This window comes from Chryseobacterium sp. Leaf405 (genome assembly GCF_001425355.1).
Lineage (GTDB): Bacteria > Bacteroidota > Bacteroidia > Flavobacteriales > Weeksellaceae > Chryseobacterium.
The window spans coordinates 840142-857901 of sequence record NZ_LMQN01000015.1 but is presented as its reverse complement, the minus strand read 5'-3'; the positions used below and the strand labels follow the sequence as shown (position 1 = coordinate 857901).

Below are 17760 nucleotides of genomic sequence, written 5' to 3'. Positions count from 1 at the left end.
TAAGATATTGTTAATTTCTTTTGTCCCTTCCCCAAAGTAGCTTCTGGCGGATGGTCTCATAAAAACTAAGATTGTTAGGCTGAACCAGTAAAAGCTGGAAATTAGCCTTTCGGATTACAATTTCTTTATCTGTTTCTATATGTATCAGTCGTGAATCTAAGGAAAGAGAGTATTGTGGAACTCTGCTTTCTACTTTAAATTTAATTTCAACACGGTCATTTACTACTAAAGGTCTCACATTCAGGTTGTGAGGAGCGATTGGCGTGATGACAAAATTTTCATTGTTTGGAGAAATGATAGGTCCGCCACAACTCAAAGAATATGCTGTAGACCCCGTCGGCGTAGAAACGATAACACCGTCTCCCCAGAAAACATTTAAAAATTCGTCATTAATAAACGAATCTACCGTAATCATTGATGTTGTTTCTTTTCTGGAAATCGTAACATCATTTAAGGCATATGGGAAAAAACCTTCCAATTCTGGTGAAACTACCTGAATGACAGAACGGCGGCTTGTTTTTATGTCACCTTTTAATATAGAATCAAGCTCATTAAAAGCTTCTTCTTTGGTAAAACTTGCCAAAAATCCTAATCTTCCGGTATTTACTCCGACAACCGGAATTTCGAGGTCTTCGATAAAAGTTAAAGAATTTACGATGGTTCCGTCGCCTCCGAAAGTGAAGAACAAATCGACTTCTTTATCCAGAAGATCCTGTTTATTATTAAAAGTTTCAAATATTTTTGAAAACTGAAGTGCTTCAGCCATCTCATCATACAAAACAGATTTTACGCCTCTGTTTTCCAGCTCGGAAATAAATTTGCTTAAATATAAAAAAGTGTCTAGATCTTTTTTCTGAGAATAAATGGCTGCCTTCATTAGTTTTATATTTCGATGAATTTTTGGAAAAATCCGAATCTGTCATTAAATAAATCCGATTTTTCATCAGAATAGTATTTTTCTACGATTCGGTAATCGTATCGGTCGAATGTTTCATCAATGGAACTCAGATTTTCATTGCTTATTTTTATGGTCACCTGAATCACTTCGTCGGACATGAAGCTGATAAATGCACCGTAAAATTTAGAATTATTACTTTCCACAATCTTCGCAATTTCCGTCATAGAGTATTTTCTGGAAGGAACTTCAACCGTAAGGATGGCTCCTGCTTCCGAAAACAGCGGATATTTCGACAAATCCTGGAAAATATCTTCACAACTTATATACCCAAGATATTTTTCACCTTTATTAATAACAGGAACTACGTTTGCATTGAATGTGTGAAACAGTCTGATGCTATCCATAATATTATTATCCTCACCGATGGCAAAACGCTCGATCTGATGTTCAATATCCTTCAGAATTCCGTCTTCGTAAAGGAAATCCTGCGCAATTGCTCCGAAAAAATGGTGAGATTTTTTGATGAAAATATGAGAATATCCAAATGCTTCTAACATTTCTCTTGCTGATTCTATCGAGTCAGTCAAACTAAAACACGGAAAGTCTTTTGAGATATATTCCTTGATAAACATTGTGCTAATTTATAAAAAATTAAATGAAACTTTTTCTGAAATTCAAACTTTTTTTCAATAAAATAAAGAAAAATGAACCTAAAATTTGTTTGTAAAAGAAAAAAAAGTATCTTTGTCGCCTTTCATTTTTACTTTTTATTAGATTTATTTCAAACTGCACTGTCTTTTAGACACATGCAGTTTTTTTATTTTAAGGCTTTTGCAAACTCCCACATGACGATCCCGCCACAAACACTTACATTTAAAGAATGTTTTGTTCCTAATTGTGGAATTTCCAAGAAAGAGTCAATGTTTGGCAATGCTTCATCACTGATTCCTTCTACTTCATTTCCTAAAATTACAGCATATTTTTTCGATTTGTCAATCGTAAAATCAGAAATCATCTGGCTATTTGTGGTCTGTTCAATACCTATAATTTCAAAACCCTGCGATTTTAAATCGGTGATTGCCGCATTAATATCATTTTCATGGCTCCATTCAACACTTTCTGTTGCTCCCAAAGCGGCTTTATGAATTTCACGGTGAGGTGGCTGAGGCGTAATTCCACAGAGAATGATCTTCTGAACCAAAAATGCGTCTGCCGTTCTGAAAGTTGCCCCCACATTATGCATACTTCTGATATTGTCTAAAACTACAATTAATGGAATTTTTTCAACCGTTTTAAAAGTTTCTACGTCTATTCTGTTGAGTTCTTCCAGTTTTAATTTATGTACCAATTTCTTATTTTGTTGAGATTAATTTTCCGTATTTGTAAACTTCTGTTTTCTCTACGCTTCCGTTTTCTCTGTAATGAACTCTGGTTCCGTTCCATTTATCATTTACGAATTCCGTTTCCCTTTGGATTTTTCCTGATGGGTAAAGCGTTTTCCATTTTCCGGTAGCCAATCCGTTTTCATAATTTCCGATTTGCTTTACAGATTTTCCGTCTTCGTGATAGAGTTTACTTTCGCCATGCAATTTACCAAATTTATAATTTGAAACTTCAGTAATTTTACCTGTGGGAGAATAGAATGTTGCCGTAGAACTATTGTCATAAATGTTTTTATCACCATTTCTGTACACTTCTTTGGAGGTTAAAATTCCGGTTTTATCATAATATTCCCATCCTTTTACTTTATAGCCCTTTTTGTATTCACCTTTTGCCTGAATTTTTCCGGTATCAAAATAAAAAATTGCGTCACCTTCCAGTTTTCCTTTTTTCCAATCGGCAATTTCCTTTACCTGTCCGTTTTCATAGAATTGTTTGCAGGTTCCTTCTTGTAAACCGTCTTTAAATCCGCAAGGTTTTTGAGCAAAAACAAATGAAGAGGTTAATATTAACAAACAAAAAATGTTTTTCATAAAAATTTTTATTTCAAAAATAGTAAAATACTTATATTTGAATAAAATATATGCTATGAAAAATGTACTTGTATTGATGGGTTTGACTTCAGCTTTTATATTTTCAAAAGCTCAGAATACTTATTATCCACAAGCTTTCTTTGATAAAAAACTGGCTCAGGATATGATCGGTTACGGAAAATCTACTCTTGAAGGAGTGGCTTCTACAAAGCAAAAAAACAATTGGGGAATAAAACCTCTTCTTGCCGAAAAACATTATGCTCCAAAAGGAACTGTTGTCATGCTTTTTCCTGTAACTCCTTATTTTGAGGAGTTTTACAAAATGAGAAAGAAATATGAAAATAAGAAAACTACGGTTTATATGTCTGAAGAGGCGTTCAAATACAGAATTGAAGCCTTAACGGATGATCACGGAAGGTTTAAATTTGAGAAATTAAAGCCCGGAAAATATTATTTGGAAACAATCGTTAACTTCACGGCAACAGCAAGTTATAAGCAGCAAACCGGGCAATCTGATGCTTACAACGCTTATGGAGGATATTTGTACTCCACACCGATATACCAGACGTTTTTCTATGGCTATTCTTCAGGAAACCGGGAAAGCAAATTTGTAGAAATTAAACAAGACGGCGAATTAAAAGAAATCAATCTGTAAAAGGTTGATTTTATTTTTTCGACATAATCTGATGTACATTTTTCTCAATATTCTGGGCAATCGTTTCCATAGGAATATCGTTTTCGTCATTGTTAAAAGGATCTTCTATTTCCTCGGCAATCAGTTCGAGACTCATTAAAACATAATAAATAAAAACGGTCAGCGGAATGATAAAATTCCCAATTTTGATCACATAAGCAATCGGCAATGCAAAAACATAAAGAATAATAAATTTCTTGATAAATGATGAATAGGAATAAGGAATTGGGGTATTTTTAATTCTCTCACAACCACCGCAGACATCCAGAAATCCGGAAAGTTGATTGTCTAAATACAGCATTTCGATGTCTGAGATTTTTCCTTCTTTTTTTAATTGATGTAATTTGTGGCTTAAAAGAATAACAAGCTCACTCGGCCCGTGGTTTTTCAGCTCTTTTTCAATCTCAGAATAATCTTCATCCAACGCTAATCGGGTAGATTCTTTTGATAAGTGTTTTGCTAAAAAGTGCGGAAAGAATTTTAAGTATCTGGAAATCTGTTCGGCACTTTTTCTGTCGTCTCCAAGAATTGTGTTGATCTTTATCGCAAAATTTCTAGTGTCATTGACTAATTTTCCCCATAATTTTCTTCCTTCCCACCATCTGTCGTATGCAGTATTCGTTCTGAAAACCAATAATAAAGAAAGCACAAAACCAAGTAATGTATGAAATAACCCGACATTGCTGATCCCTGATTTTGAGTTTAAATGAAAATATTCAAGTTCAAGATATTCTACGCCCCAGGAATATAATCCGACAAGGATCATGCTTGGAAATAAAATCTTTAATGTATCGCTTTTATGTAAGCTGAAAAGGATTTTCAGGAAATGTTTGGTATTATAAACTCTCATAAATATGGTTATCTTACAAATATGGTTATCTTACAAAGATAATTTTTTCATTTTATCCTGACTTTATTAAAAATCTTAAACTTATGAATTAAGATTTAAGGTGCAGGCTAAGAAAATAAGATTAATTCTTCACCACGTTACATTTCACGTTTAATTCACTTTTGTAAAATCAGTGTAACATTAATTTATCTTCAAAATTTTCCCAAAATTCAAAAAAACACTATTTTTAATCCTCATTTTAAATACCAAATCAAAATGATCCTCGAAAACGTAGATGTTGTCACCAATATTAGCAAAGAAGATTTCCAGAAAAATTACTTCAAAAAGCATAAACCGCTTCTGATTAAAAATTTTGCGAGCCGATGGGATGCTTTCGATAAATGGAATTTTGATTTTATTCGGGAAAAAGCCGGCGAACAGGAAGTTCCGCTATATGATAACAAACCTGCCGATGCCAGCAAAAGTACCGATGCGCCGGTTACTAAAATGAAAATGAAGGATTATATTGATATCATTAAAAGCAGACCTTCAGACCTCCGTATTTTCTTTTATATCATTACCGATCGACTGCCGGAACTGTTGAAAAATTTCACTTATCCGGACTTAGGGATGAAATTTTTTAAGAGACTTCCTACGTTATTTTTCGGAGGAAGTGAAGCGCATGTTCTAATGCATTATGATGTGGATTTGGGAGATTTTCTTCATATTCATTTTGAAGGGAGAAAAAGAATTTTGTTATTCGACCAAAAGCAATCTGCATTTCTATATAAAGTTCCGTTGTCCGTTCATACAATTTACGATGTAGATTACGAAAATCCTGATTACGAGAAATTTCCCGCCTTAAAATATGCTAAAGGTTTCGAAATTTTCATGGAGCACGGTGATGCGCTTTTCATTCCGGGAGCTTTCTGGCATTTCAACAGATATTTAGAACCTGGATTTTCATTGTCGCTTCGTGCGCTTCCCAATAAACCCAATGTTTTTGCCAATATGCTGTATCATGTTTTTATCATGAGATATACAGATAAACTAATGCGAAAGATCTTTAAAGCTAAGTGGGTAAATTATAAACAGAAATGGGCTTATGAAAATAGTTCAAAAGCTTTAAAGAAGATTTAATATTTTTTCTCCCGCAGATCTCACATATGTTTATGTTTTAATTATTAAAAAAACTAAGCGCAGTCATCCGTGCAAATCTGTGCAATCTCTGCGAAAACGATAAATCCTTTATTTCTACTTTAAATTTCATAATTTTACCGACCTAATTTTAAGAACGATTTTAATGGCAAAGGCAGCGAAGAAAGAGACCCCGTTAATGACGCAGTACAACACCATCAAGGCGAAATATCCTGATGCGCTTCTGTTATTCAGAGTGGGAGATTTTTACGAAACTTTCGGACAGGATGCTGTTAGAACGTCCCAGATTTTAGGAATTGTTCTTACGAAAAGAGCAAACGGGGACGGACATATCGAACTTGCGGGATTTCCGCACCATTCCGTAGATTCTTATTTGCCGAAATTGGTGAGAGCAGGAGTGAGGGTTGCCATCTGTGATCAGTTGGAAGATCCGAAAACAGTCAAAGGCATTGTAAAAAGAGGAGTAACAGAATTGGTGACGCCCGGAGTTACCTTTAATGATCAGGTTTTAAGTTCAAAAAAGAATAATTTCCTGTTGTCTCTTCACAAAGAAAAAGAAAAATTTGGGATTGCGTTGGTGGATATTTCTACGGGAGAATTTTTGGTAAGTGAAGGAAATCTGGATAAGATTTTGCACATCATCAATACGTTTGATCCAAGTGAAATTATTTATCAGAGAAGCGTTCAGATTCCGGAGCAGATTAAAAATAAAAATGCTTTTAAGCTTGAAGATTGGGCGTATCAATATAATTTTGCCTACGAAAAACTCAACAATCATTTCAAAACCAATTCATTAAAAGGTTTTGGAGTTGAAAGCCAGCCGTTGGCGATTACTGCGGCGGGAGCAATTTTTGCTTATTTGGTAGAAGATACCCATCATAATTTATTGGCGCACATCACCAAAATTCAGATTATTCCGCAGGAGGATTTTCTGATGATGGATAATTTTACCCTGAGAAATCTTGAAATTGTTTATCCAAGTAATCCTCAAGGGAAATCGTTGTTGGATATTATCGACAAAACATCAACTCCGATGGGTGGTAGATTGTTGAGAAGAAGGATTATTTTACCTTTAAAATCAGTCAGTGAAATTGGTAGAAGATTGTCTTTAATTGATTTTTTAAACGAAAACGATCATCTTAAATATGAAATTTCCCAGCTATTAAAATCGATTTCCGATCTGGATCGATTGATGGGAAAACTGGCGGCAGAAAAGATTTCACCAAAAGAATTGGGATATCTTCGTCAGAGCTTGCTTAATATTCAAAAAATCAAAGCGCTGCTTCATCCTCATGCGGATGTTTTGGCGTGGTTAGATTCTTTATACACTCAGGATGAATTGATACATTGTCTTCAAAATCATCTGAATGAGGAGCTTCCTGTTAATTTAGCAAAAGGTAATGTTATTAAAGAAGGCATTTCTGAAGAACTTGACCGATTGAGAGGACTACAATCGAAAGGCCGTGGTTTCTTAGACAAAATGTGCCAGAGAGAAATCGAAAGAACCGGAATTACCAGTCTTAAAATAGATTTTAATAATGTTTTCGGATATTATATTGAAGTCCGAAATACACATAAAGATAAAGTTCCAAGTGATTGGCTGAGAAAGCAGACGTTGGTAAATGCAGAGCGATACATTACGGAGGAGTTAAAAGAATATGAAAGTCAGATTCTCGGTGCAGAAGAGAAAATTTCGGTTTTAGAAAATCAGTTATACAGAAATGTTTGTGCTGAAACATTGATTTATATTGATCAGATTCAGGAAAATTCAAATATAATTGCGCAATTAGATGTTGCGGTTGGTTTGTCGGAATTGGCTGTTTCTGAAAGTTATACAAAGCCTGTTTTGACTGAAACTTTTTCAATTGATTTAAAAGAAGCAAGACATCCAATTATTGAAAATGCATTGCCTTTAGGCGAAAAATATATCCCGAATGATATTTTCTTAGATAAAGATACTCAGCAGATTATCATGGTTACCGGACCCAATATGGCGGGTAAGTCGGCAATTCTTCGTCAGACGGCGATTGTTTGTCTTTTAGCGCAGATCGGGAGTTTTGTTCCCGCAAAATATGCGGAAATCGGCGTATTGGATAAAATTTTCACAAGGGTAGGAGCGACAGATAATATTTCTGCAGGTGAATCAACTTTCATGGTGGAAATGAACGAAGCAGCAAACATTCTGAATAATATTTCTGATCGAAGTTTGATTTTATTGGATGAAATCGGTCGTGGAACTTCCACGTACGATGGGGTTTCCATTGCCTGGGCAATTGCGGAATATCTTCATCAGCATCCGACTCAGGCAAAGACTTTATTTGCAACACATTATCATGAATTAAATGAAATGACCGTGAATTTTGAGCGTGTGAAAAATTTCCACGTTTCGATTCAGGAGAATAAAGGGAATATTATCTTTTTAAGAAAATTAGTTCCGGGCGGCAGTGAACACAGTTTTGGTATTCATGTAGCAAAATTGGCAGGAATGCCTTCAAAAGTAGTGAACAGAGCTAACGAAATTCTAAAAACCCTGGAAGCAAGCCGTTCTCAAGGCAGCTCATCTGAAAAGATAAAAAGAGTGACAGAAGAGAATATGCAGTTGTCTTTCTTTCAGTTAGACGATCCTGTGCTGGAAAATATCCGAGAAGAATTAACGAAAATTGATATCAACACATTAACACCGATTGAAGCGTTGATGAAGCTGAATTCGATCAAAAAAATGATTGGAAAATAAAAATATAAGTCTCAGAATTTCTGAGACTTTTTATCGATTTTTAATTAATATTTCTTCAAACTCAAAGGAAACGTATATAGAAAACGTACAGGTTCACCATTGATCATGGCAGGTTTCCATTTTACAAATAATCTTCTGACAGCAACTTCTGCGGCTTGGGAATGCTTTTTATCATTTCCTGTTGCGGTTACATATCGTACATATCCTGTTTTTTCCACTACAAAATAAACACGGGTATTTATTTTATTGGTTTTCACATCAATAATATCCATGCTTTCTGCAAACTTTCTTTTAAAAGTATCCATTCCGTCGGGAAATTCTGCCGGAGTGTCGGCTTTAGTGAAAACATTTTCATCTAATTTTAATTTAATTTTTATAGCCTCATAGTCAGGGAGTTCTGTAACTGTACTGAATTCCTGCGCAAATGCGATTGTGCTTAAAATTAGACTTAGAAGGAATAGGATTTTTTTCATAATTAAATAAAAATGTGTTTCTTAAAATGCAAAAAAAGCGCCGAACCCCTTTTGTGTATTATTAAGTTCAAAATTAAGGTAAATTTTTTAATATAGAAAAAATCATGAATTAGAATTAAAAAATAAGTAATTTCAAATTCGGGATCAATTATTATATGGCTTTATGATATTTAGTCTTTATAAAAGATATATAAAAAATCAAAATTAATACAACAGAAGAGAAAATAATGAAATATAAGTTTAACTATAAATATTTTGCGGCTACGATTTTTATTTTTTTAATTGAAGTTTTGATCGCAACCAAACTGAAAAATATATTTTTCGTCAGAGCGTATCTCGGAGATGTTATTGTCGTTATTTTATTGTACACTTTTATCAAAAGTTTTATTAAAGTGAAAAATAATCAACAACTGATTTTCGGGATTTTTATTTTTTCTTGCCTGGTGGAATTTGCTCAGTATTTTAATATTGCGGAAAAACTAGGCTTCCAACCTGGAAGCCTAATGTATATTGTGATCGGAAATTCTTTTTCCTGGGTCGATATTTTGTGTTATGCAATTGGATGTTTAATGATTTCTATTTTCGTTAAATTTACCGAAACAAAGAAAAATTTTAATTAACTACCTTCCGAAACTGTCGTATTTATCTTCCGCATATTTTATAAAACGATTCAATAAAGCAACATTTTCCTTTTCCATCGGAGAAAGATCTTTATCAACATTATTTGAAACCGGAATATACCAATCTGTCTGCTCAAAAAAGTTTCTGTACGTTGCTTTTTTAAATGAATATCCATGTCTTGCGAAAACTGAATTTTTGATAATTTCCATATCCAGTTTTCTAAGATTTTTCAGGTCTTTTTCTGATAATTTTTGTGTAGAAGCATTTACTTTAAAAACGGCATCGGATGCAATTCGGTTTTTAGATGCGGTATAACTTTCTGTTTTCCCGGTTTCTTCATCCGTATATTTTTCAACAAAATTTTTCGGATTTTCCCAGTCGATGAGGTCGTTATCTTTATTCAACATAAAATTAGGATTATAAACGAACTCTTTTTTTACCAGTCTTAAAGATTTAACAGGCGCTTTTACAGCGGATTTATTAAATGCATTCCATTTCCCGGTTAAGCTGTCACTGTTCAGTTTTACCTCAAATCTCCCGTCATATTTATCATTTCCGGGTTCATCAAGAACAAAAGATTTTGTGGATTCATTAAAAATTCCACGAAACGGACGCTGATTTCCTTCTACAATGCTTTGTCCATACACACTATCTTTCGTAATTCTATTGATTTTTAAGGAAATTTTCTTATAAACTTCTCCTTCATATTGTTCACCATCTTCGGATGTGATCATTCCTTTTCCTGCGAAATCTCCGGTATAAACCCCGTAATATTCTTTGTAAACTTCAGGAACAACAACAGAATCTTTTTTTGCAGTAAGACTGTCTTTTGAATGGTCAGTGGTTTTTCCATCTTTTTTACAGGCAACTAAACCAATTGTAAATAAAGAGATTAATGTTAATTTTGAAATTTTCATATATGTTTTTTTGCAATTAAATATTCAATTAATAGGATATTTGGAACCCAGCCCAGCCATGCAATGATTTGGTAAACATCCATCGGGTTTGGGTGAAATAAATATACAATAATTACTTTCCACATTCTCAATGTAATAGCAGAAATTGTTAATGCAAAACTTCGCCACATCCATTGTTTGTGTTCTTTAAATTTTTTCTGTCGTGCTAATTGATATGCCTTATATGTTGAAAACCACCAAAAACAACCCAAGATTACAAAAGAAATTTTAGATAAAATTCCGCCATTGGCAAAAATACCCATATAAATTCCTGATGGTGCTGCAAAAAGTAAAATCATAAAAATATAAACCTTTCCTGCGTTTTTATGGAAATTTTTTAATCTGAAATCTTTTCTGAGAATCGCTAAAAATCCACTCAACAAAACAAAAATACTGGTGTAAACATGGGTGTAAAAAAAGTAAAGATATTCCGGTCTTTGCCCAACTTCAGTTTGTTTGATCATTAAAAAGCTTACATCAGCTCTTAATGGAATATATTCCAACGTGATTTTCACCATCAGCCAAAAGAAATATCCAAACCCGATGATTAAAAGGATTTTCAAGATGGTCGAAATGTTTTTTTTGATTGAAATCATTTATTCAAGATAACCTGTAAAAGGAATTTGAAACCAGTATTTTACCGGCTGTCCTTTATAGGTAGCAGGCTTCCATAGTAATGCAACCGATTTTATTACTTTTTCGATTTCTTTGTTAAAGTCTTCATTACTGCCTACAACAGTAATCTGCTCAATCTCACCTTTTATATTAACAGCAAATTTTGCAGATGAATTTATTCTGCCTTTAGGACCTTTTACCTTGTTTAGATTAATATTTTTGGCTATAATATTTCTAAAGTTCGTGATTCCTCCAGGGAAATCGGGTTGTACATCAGCTTGTGGAACATAAATATCCTTGGACGTGTCTTTATTCTCGGTTTTAGTTTGTGAAAATGTAATTCCAAAAGCGAAAAATAATGCTATTGTTAAGATTTTTTTCATGTGTTTTTATTTTTTCTAAAAGTTATAAGTTATTCAAATCCTGCGCTATCAGCCAAGCTTCACTCCAACAAGCCTGAAAGTTAAATCCCCCAGTCACCGCATCAATATTCAACACTTCACCGGCAATGTAAAAGTTAGGCAAAATTTTCGATGTCATATTTTTAAAGTTAATTTCCTTTAAATCAACACCTCCTGCGGTGACAAATTCATCTTTAAAAGTTGATTTTCCGGTTACATTAAATTTCTTTTTACATAAATTATCTAAAATGGTCTGCATTTCTTTTCCCGAAATCTGCGCAACCTGCTTATTCAAATCAACTTTTGATACTTCTAAAATTCTCTGCCAAAAACGATTCGTAATGTCAAATATTTTCGATTGTCCAATTGTTTTCTTTGGATTTGATTGTTTAAATTGTTGGAACAATTCTTCAGCATCATCAATATCTTTGGAAATAAAATTAACTTCAATTTCGAAATTATATTTCATTTTCGCTAAATTAATGGCTTCCCACGCTGAAATCTTCAAAATAGCAGGTCCTGAAAGTCCCCAATGCGTAATCATCATCGGTCCACTTTCTTCAGTTTTCAACTTCTGAATCGATGTTTCTGCCATTTCAAAACTCGTTCCGGCAATATCTTTCAGCAAATCATCTTTAATATTGAAAGTGAAAAGGGAAGGAACAAGATCAATAATTTTATGTCCTAAATTTTCAATCATTTTCAACGATTTCGGAGAACTTCCGGTGGTATAAATCACAAAATCGGCTTCAAAATCACCTAAACTTGTCTTAACTGAATATTTTTCACCATTTTTCTCGATTTCTTTGACAGAACATTTCGTTTTGACTTCAATATTTTTCTTCTGAATTTCACTCAAAAAAGTATTGATAATCGTCTGTGAAGAATTGCTTTCCGGAAAAACACGGTTGTCATTTTCTATTTTTAATGAAACTTTTTTTTGTTCAAACCAATCCATCGTGTCTCCCGGCTGGAATTTCGTAAAAACACTCAATAATTCTTTATTTCCACGGGGGTAAAACTGAACCAGTTCTCTCGGATCAAAACAAGCGTGAGTTACATTGCATCGTCCACCTCCGGAAATTTTAACTTTCTGAAGAACATCTGAATTTTGCTCGAGAACGGTAATTTTATATTTTGTTTCGTCAAGATTTGCTGCGGCGAAAAATCCTGCTGCACCGCCTCCGATAATGATAATTTGTTTCATAATTCTATTAATCTTATGCTCAAGATTATTTTTACAAAACTACAATTTTTATAAACCATCTTATTTGAGTAATTTTGAAGAATAATTTAATTACTTAAAAAACTGATTTTTAAATGATATTCTACCATAAATTCGAAGTTCGTTGGAGTGATCTGGATGCCAACAAACATTTAGCAAATTCATCTTACGTTCAATATTGTGCTCAGACGAGAATGGCTTTTATGAAGCTTGAAAAAATGGGGGTTACGCAAATGAGCCGTTGGGGAATCGGTCCTGTCATTATGCATGAAAGATTTTCATTCTTCAAGGAAATTTTTGCGGATCAGACGGTAATTGTAAGCCTCGAAGTAGATGCCTGTGCGGAAGACTGTTCTATTTACCGTTTTGTACACAAATTCTATACGCCGGAAGGAGAACATTGTGCAACATCTGAAGCAACAGGTGTTTGGATTGATACAATGTTGAGAAAAATGACAACTCCACCGGATGATGTCGTAGAAGCAATTAATAAATATAAAACTCCTAAAACGATTGTTTTAACGAGAGAAGATTTTAAAAAATTACCTTTCCGTCCGGAAAATATCGACCCGTCGGTATTCAATTAAAATAGCTTTGAGTTCGATATTACTCATTACCAATTACTCATTACTTATAATTAAAAGATATGTTTGAAGATAAAGAACCTGAATTAACACCCATCTCTAAATTAGGAGAATTTGGATTAATTAAACATTTAACTGAATTTTTTCCTTTATCCAATGAATCTTCGGAGCTTGGAGTAGGAGATGATGCAGCGGTTATTAATCCTGAAAATAAAAAAGTAGTTGTCTCAACAGATGTTTTGGCAGAAGGCGTTCATTTCAATTTAGGATATGTTCCGTTGAAACATTTGGGATATAAAGCAGTTGTCGTGAATTTGAGTGACATCGCAGCAATGAATGCAACTCCTACACAAATTTTAGTTTCTCTGGCAGTTTCCAACCGTTTTCCGGTGGAGGCTTTGGAAGAATTATATGCCGGAATTCAGGCGGCTTGCGGAAGATATAAAGTTGACTTAATTGGCGGAGATACAACAAGTTCCAATGCCGGACTTATCATGAGTATTACGGCGATCGGACTTGAAAATGAAGAAAATATTGTCAAAAGAAGTACGGCAAAACCAAACGATTTGCTGGTTGTGACTGGGGATTTGGGAGGTGCTTACATGGGACTTCAGATTTTGGAAAGAGAACACGCCGTTTTCTTGGCAGATCCCAATATGCAGCCAGAAATGGAGGGCTACGACTATATTCTGGAAAGGCAATTAAAACCCGAAGCAAGAACGGATGTAAAGGGAACTTTAGAGCAATTGGGTATTAAACCAACGTCTATGATTGATATTTCAGACGGTTTGGCTTCGGAAATCCTGCATCTTTCTGATCAGTCAAATGTTGGTTTCAGATTGTACGAAGAAAAAGTTCCGATGGATAATCTTACGATTACAACGGCAGATGATTTTAACCTTAATCCTGTCATGACTGCTTTAAGTGGGGGAGAAGATTACGAGTTATTGTTCACAATTTCACCAAATGATTTTGATAAAATGAGAAATCATCCTGATTTCACGATTATCGGTCATGCCGTTGCAAAAGAAGAAGGAAACTTTATGGTCGCAAGAGGCTCTAATCAGTTGGTTGCTTTAACTGCACAGGGCTGGGATGCTTTTTTGGGAAATAATCAGGACTAAATTATATTTAATTTCTATCAAATATAAACCACTGTTTTTGGCAGTGGTTTTTTGTTTAATAGGGTTGTTCTGTACATCGGTCGTCTCCGGGAGGGCAATAGGGAGTTCCGCCACCGCCTCCACCTACGGAAACACACTGTCCGGGATTTCCATCGTCATCCATTTCGCAGGCTTTTCCAAAAGTACATTCGCAGTCTGTCCAGCAATAAGCCGAATCTCCATTTGTATGGCATCCTGATATGCCTGCGCCCAAAATGTTTAGTAAATCTTTTCTTAAGAGTTTTTTGATGTTTTTCATGTTAAGTTGGATGTTTTGGTTGAATATTATAATGTTTTAAAGATAATTAAAATAAATCAAAATGATGAGATTTATAATTGTGCGGCAAATTTTTAAATAAAAAAACCACTGCAGTTTTACAGTGGTTTCTAATATAAATTTTGAATTATTTTTTAAGCCTTAGCAATATTGATGATCACTTCCATCGCTTTCTCCATACTTTCCAACGCTACATATTCATAAGGTCCGTGGAAATTCATTCCGCCAGCAAAAATATTCGGACAAGGAAGTCCCATATAAGATAATTGTGCACCGTCTGTTCCGCCTCGGATTGCTTTGATTTTTGGTTCGATTCCAGCTTCTTTCATTGCGGTTGCGGCCAAATCTATAATATGCATTTTGCCTTCAAACTGCTGCTTCATGTTTCTATATTGCTCCTTAATCTCAATTTCAGCTGTTCCTTCGCCATGTTTTTGATTAAACTCTGCCACTTTTTCTTCCATGAATTTCTTTCTTGCTTCAAATTTATCAGCATCGTGATCACGAATAATGTATTGAAGTTTAGCTTCAGAAATATCAGCAGAAATATCCATTAAATGATAAAATCCGTCAAAACCTTTCGTTGTAGCAGGCGTTTCATTAGCCGGAAGTAACTGAATAAATTCGGCAGCTAAAAGACCTGCATTTATCATTTTTCCGTAAGCATAGCCGGGATGTACACTTAGTCCATGAATTTTTACGACCGCCCCGGCAGCATTGAAGTTTTCATATTCCAATTCTCCAACTTCACTTCCATCCATTGTATAAGCGAATTCAGCTCCGAATTTAGCTACATCAAATTTATGAGCGCCTCTTCCGATTTCTTCATCAGGAGTAAATCCAACAGCAATTCTTCCGTGTTTGATTTCAGGATGAGCAATTAAATACTCTGCAGCCGTTACGATCTCTGCGCAACCGGCTTTATCGTCTGCTCCTAAAAGTGTATTTCCGTCAGTCGTAATTAATGTCTGACCGATATATTGTTTTAAACTTTCAAATTTTTTAGGAGATAGAGTAAATCCTGTTGTCTGATTTAGCAATAAATCATTTCCGTCATAGTTTTCCCATACTTGCGGCTTTACATTTTCACCACTGAAATCCGGCGAAGTGTCATAATGTGAAATAAATCCAATGGTTGGTTTATCATTATTTTCAAGGTTTGAAGGGACGTAACCCATGATATAACCGTTGTCGTCAATCGAAACATCTTCAAGACCGATTGTTCTCAATTCCTCAACGATATATTTTGCGATGTCCCACTGTCTGTCGGTAGAAGGCATAGTTTCGCTTTCTGCATCACTGGTTGAATATATTTTTACATAACTAAGAAAACGGTTCAGTAATTTTTCTTTCCACAATTGGTTGAATTCTATTGCGCTCATTATTAATATAAATTTCCAACAAAGTTAGCGAATTTGATGCTGAGAATAATTTATTTAGATTTGAATTAAGTCATTGAAATCAACCCGTTGAAAATCAGTAATAAAGTAAATTCTCACCATATTAAATAGCATAAGCGGCTTTATTCTGGTAAACATTCACGCCGTCAACTTTATCTTTTGCCGTATTGTAAATAATTTCCACGGTAAAACATGAAATTTCATAAAGAACATATTTTAAATGATCAACAGTTCTTTCATTCATTACACGGCCATTATTCATTACCATGCTGTATTGAGACTGATCCGGTAAGTTTTTAAAATCGTAGTAAGAAATATTCATAGCTGTTAATTTTAATAGGTTAGTTATTACTACAGACGTATATGCAATTTGTTTACCAATTTGTATATAAAATGTACCACATTTCTAAATTTAATTTACGTAAAATTTTAAATGGAGTTAGAATAGTAATGATTGCAGGTATCCTGTTGTTTTTGGTTAAAATATAATTAGTAAAATATAAGTTAATGTCATTTTTTTCTAAGATTAAACTGAATAAAATACAGGATATTAATTTAAATGATTAATTTTTTATTGATTTTTGACTTAATTTGTTTGAATGTTGATATGTTTTTAATAAATATTGATTTTGTTTTGCAAATGAGTATCAGAGTTTTAACTTTGTAGAGAATGTAGCTTACATCACTTTATTATTTTCTTCAAGACACTAGAGTGCTCTTGTGGAGCTTCTGAAAAATCTTTATAAAACACTATATCAAATGAAAAAAAATTATTTTATTTTATGCATTCTTATGATCGGAGGATCTTCTTATGCACAGGTGGGTATCAATACTCCCACTCCTAATGCTACATTAGATGTGGCGGCAAGCCCGACAGATCTTACCAAAACCGATGGTTTTATTGCACCAAGATTGAAAGGCTCTGAACTGAAAGCAAAAGACGCCAATTACACAGCACTACAGACGGGTGCAATAGTCTACGTTACCGAAGCTTTGACACCAGCTAATACTACCGCTAAAACAGTAAATGTAACAACATTAGGTTATTTCTATTTCGACGGAATTGTATGGCAAAAAATGGTAGCGGATGTACGTAATTTTAATTATGCCACAACAGCCGTGCCTACAGGTGAAAATTGGATCGATGGAAAAAAAATATATAAAAAAGTATATCCTATATTATTAACTAGTTTTAGTAGTGTTGGTAATATTACCATTGATACCGGTTTGGGAACTATACTGGACGCACAGTTTGCAATGAAGCTCGATAATGGAGTCTATAAAAGACACGTTATATCAGCAGCCAGTTATAATCCGGCAACTGGAATCTTAAGCCAGGGAAGCACTGTTACTGATGCGACATTTACTAATTCTACTTATCCTATAACGCTTGATCTGATAGTTACTTATGTTGAGCCTTAATCTACAGAATGTATTAATTTGACGGTTCAATCATATGGTAAGAATATTGCGATAGACAAAGAAATTACATTAAAAATTCTCAATAATATGTCATTAGTTTAACCATAGGTTTTACTAAGCACAGATTATTGAGTTTTTAGCTTTAATTGGATAAGGGATTAATAGACAGTTTAGGAAATCGATTAAAAAGTGAAACATTCTTATTTTAGTGTCATAAGGCTTCAAATGATGTAAATCAATCTATTCAGTAAAATTCTAAACGATATATAAATAACTGAAAATCAAAATAATATTAGGTTTAGAGGTATTTTGTAATAAATAGTTTAGTTTTATTATA

20 protein-coding genes are annotated in these 17760 nt (G+C 34.0%); 7 read left to right on the top strand and 13 right to left on the bottom strand.

The features are described from left to right. Positions 1 to 10: 10 nt before the first annotated feature. The 4 genes from ASG22_RS13775 to ASG22_RS13760 form a co-directional block, all read right to left on the bottom strand. The gene (locus ASG22_RS13775) at positions 11 to 877 is read right to left on the bottom strand and encodes an NAD kinase (protein ID WP_055985643.1); all 867 of its coding nucleotides are present in this window, start codon (positions 875 to 877) and stop codon (positions 11 to 13) included. 5 nt (positions 878 to 882) lie between these two features. Beyond that, positions 883 to 1530, bottom strand: coding sequence for a CBS domain-containing protein (locus ASG22_RS13770; protein ID WP_055985640.1), 648 nt, complete (start codon positions 1528 to 1530; stop codon positions 883 to 885). Between the two features lie 185 nt (positions 1531 to 1715). Then, positions 1716 to 2246, bottom strand: a complete 531-nt coding sequence (locus ASG22_RS13765) for an RNA methyltransferase (protein WP_055985638.1) — start codon at positions 2244 to 2246, stop codon at positions 1716 to 1718. A gap of 4 nt (positions 2247 to 2250) precedes the next feature. After that, positions 2251 to 2871: a toxin-antitoxin system YwqK family antitoxin gene (locus tag ASG22_RS13760; protein ID WP_055985635.1), complete on the bottom strand. Its 621-nt coding sequence runs from the start codon at positions 2869 to 2871 to the stop codon at positions 2251 to 2253. A 55-nt stretch (positions 2872 to 2926) separates the two neighbouring features. On the opposite strand from ASG22_RS13760, the gene ASG22_RS13755 reads away from it, so the two are divergent. Next, positions 2927 to 3526, top strand: coding sequence for a hypothetical protein (locus ASG22_RS13755; protein WP_055985632.1), 600 nt, complete (start codon positions 2927 to 2929; stop codon positions 3524 to 3526). 10 nt (positions 3527 to 3536) lie between these two features. Here the strand turns inward: ASG22_RS13755 and ASG22_RS13750 are convergent, their stop codons facing one another. Continuing rightward, positions 3537 to 4415: a bestrophin family protein gene (locus tag ASG22_RS13750; protein WP_055985631.1), complete on the bottom strand. Its 879-nt coding sequence runs from the start codon at positions 4413 to 4415 to the stop codon at positions 3537 to 3539. A gap of 255 nt (positions 4416 to 4670) precedes the next feature. On the opposite strand from ASG22_RS13750, the gene ASG22_RS13745 reads away from it, so the two are divergent. Together ASG22_RS13745 and mutS are read left to right on the top strand one after the other, a co-directional pair. Then, the gene (locus ASG22_RS13745; protein WP_055985629.1) at positions 4671 to 5534 is read left to right on the top strand and encodes a cupin-like domain-containing protein; all 864 of its coding nucleotides are present in this window, start codon (positions 4671 to 4673) and stop codon (positions 5532 to 5534) included. Between the two features lie 163 nt (positions 5535 to 5697). Continuing rightward, on the top strand, positions 5698 to 8286 hold the full coding sequence (mutS, locus tag ASG22_RS13740) for a DNA mismatch repair protein MutS (RefSeq protein ID WP_055985627.1): 2589 nt from the start codon (positions 5698 to 5700) through the stop codon (positions 8284 to 8286). A gap of 44 nt (positions 8287 to 8330) precedes the next feature. Here mutS and ASG22_RS13735 read toward each other — a convergent pair whose 3' ends face one another. After that, on the bottom strand, positions 8331 to 8759 hold the full coding sequence (locus ASG22_RS13735) for an energy transducer TonB (RefSeq protein WP_055985624.1): 429 nt from the start codon (positions 8757 to 8759) through the stop codon (positions 8331 to 8333). Between the two features lie 227 nt (positions 8760 to 8986). Between ASG22_RS13735 and ASG22_RS13730 the strand changes: the two genes are divergently transcribed. Beyond that, on the top strand, positions 8987 to 9379 hold the full coding sequence (locus ASG22_RS13730) for a DUF2809 domain-containing protein (protein ID WP_055985622.1): 393 nt from the start codon (positions 8987 to 8989) through the stop codon (positions 9377 to 9379). Here the strand turns inward: ASG22_RS13730 and ASG22_RS13725 are convergent, their stop codons facing one another. The 4 genes from ASG22_RS13725 to ASG22_RS13710 are packed head-to-tail and all read right to left on the bottom strand — an operon-like array spanning position 9380 to position 12559. After that, positions 9380 to 10297 (bottom strand): YARHG domain-containing protein, encoded by a 918-nt coding sequence (locus tag ASG22_RS13725; RefSeq protein ID WP_055985618.1) that lies wholly within the window; start codon positions 10295 to 10297, stop codon positions 9380 to 9382. Further along, complete coding sequence (locus ASG22_RS13720; RefSeq protein ID WP_055985616.1) at positions 10294 to 10932, bottom strand: DUF2306 domain-containing protein; 639 nt, start codon at positions 10930 to 10932, stop codon at positions 10294 to 10296. The genes ASG22_RS13725 and ASG22_RS13720 overlap by 4 nt, the downstream gene beginning before the upstream one ends. Beyond that, entirely contained in the window at positions 10933 to 11334 is a 402-nt protein-coding gene (locus ASG22_RS13715; RefSeq protein ID WP_055985613.1) for an energy transducer TonB, read from the bottom strand. 22 nt (positions 11335 to 11356) lie between these two features. After that, positions 11357 to 12559, bottom strand: a complete 1203-nt coding sequence (locus tag ASG22_RS13710) for an NAD(P)/FAD-dependent oxidoreductase (RefSeq protein ID WP_117590798.1) — start codon at positions 12557 to 12559, stop codon at positions 11357 to 11359. A gap of 113 nt (positions 12560 to 12672) precedes the next feature. On the opposite strand from ASG22_RS13710, the gene ASG22_RS13705 reads away from it, so the two are divergent. Further along, positions 12673 to 13164 (top strand): acyl-CoA thioesterase, encoded by a 492-nt coding sequence (locus ASG22_RS13705; RefSeq protein WP_055985607.1) that lies wholly within the window; start codon positions 12673 to 12675, stop codon positions 13162 to 13164. A gap of 59 nt (positions 13165 to 13223) precedes the next feature. Next, positions 13224 to 14285, top strand: coding sequence for a thiamine-phosphate kinase (thiL, locus tag ASG22_RS13700; RefSeq protein ID WP_055985603.1), 1062 nt, complete (start codon positions 13224 to 13226; stop codon positions 14283 to 14285). Positions 14286 to 14340: 55 nt separating this feature from the next. Here thiL and ASG22_RS13695 read toward each other — a convergent pair whose 3' ends face one another. The 3 genes from ASG22_RS13695 to ASG22_RS13685 form a co-directional block, all read right to left on the bottom strand. After that, positions 14341 to 14583 carry a hypothetical protein gene (locus ASG22_RS13695; RefSeq protein ID WP_055985601.1) on the bottom strand — a complete coding sequence of 81 codons (243 nt, stop codon included), beginning with the start codon at positions 14581 to 14583 and terminating at the stop codon, positions 14341 to 14343. 152 nt (positions 14584 to 14735) lie between these two features. Next, positions 14736 to 15983: a peptidase T gene (gene pepT, locus ASG22_RS13690; RefSeq protein ID WP_055985597.1), complete on the bottom strand. Its 1248-nt coding sequence runs from the start codon at positions 15981 to 15983 to the stop codon at positions 14736 to 14738. A 121-nt stretch (positions 15984 to 16104) separates the two neighbouring features. After that, positions 16105 to 16323, bottom strand: a complete 219-nt coding sequence (locus ASG22_RS13685; protein ID WP_055985593.1) for a hypothetical protein — start codon at positions 16321 to 16323, stop codon at positions 16105 to 16107. Positions 16324 to 16760: 437 nt separating this feature from the next. Here ASG22_RS13685 and ASG22_RS13680 point away from each other — a divergent pair, with 437 nt between their 5' ends. Beyond that, the gene (locus ASG22_RS13680; RefSeq protein WP_055985590.1) at positions 16761 to 17423 is read left to right on the top strand and encodes a hypothetical protein; all 663 of its coding nucleotides are present in this window, start codon (positions 16761 to 16763) and stop codon (positions 17421 to 17423) included. Positions 17424 to 17760: the final 337 nt, after the last annotated feature.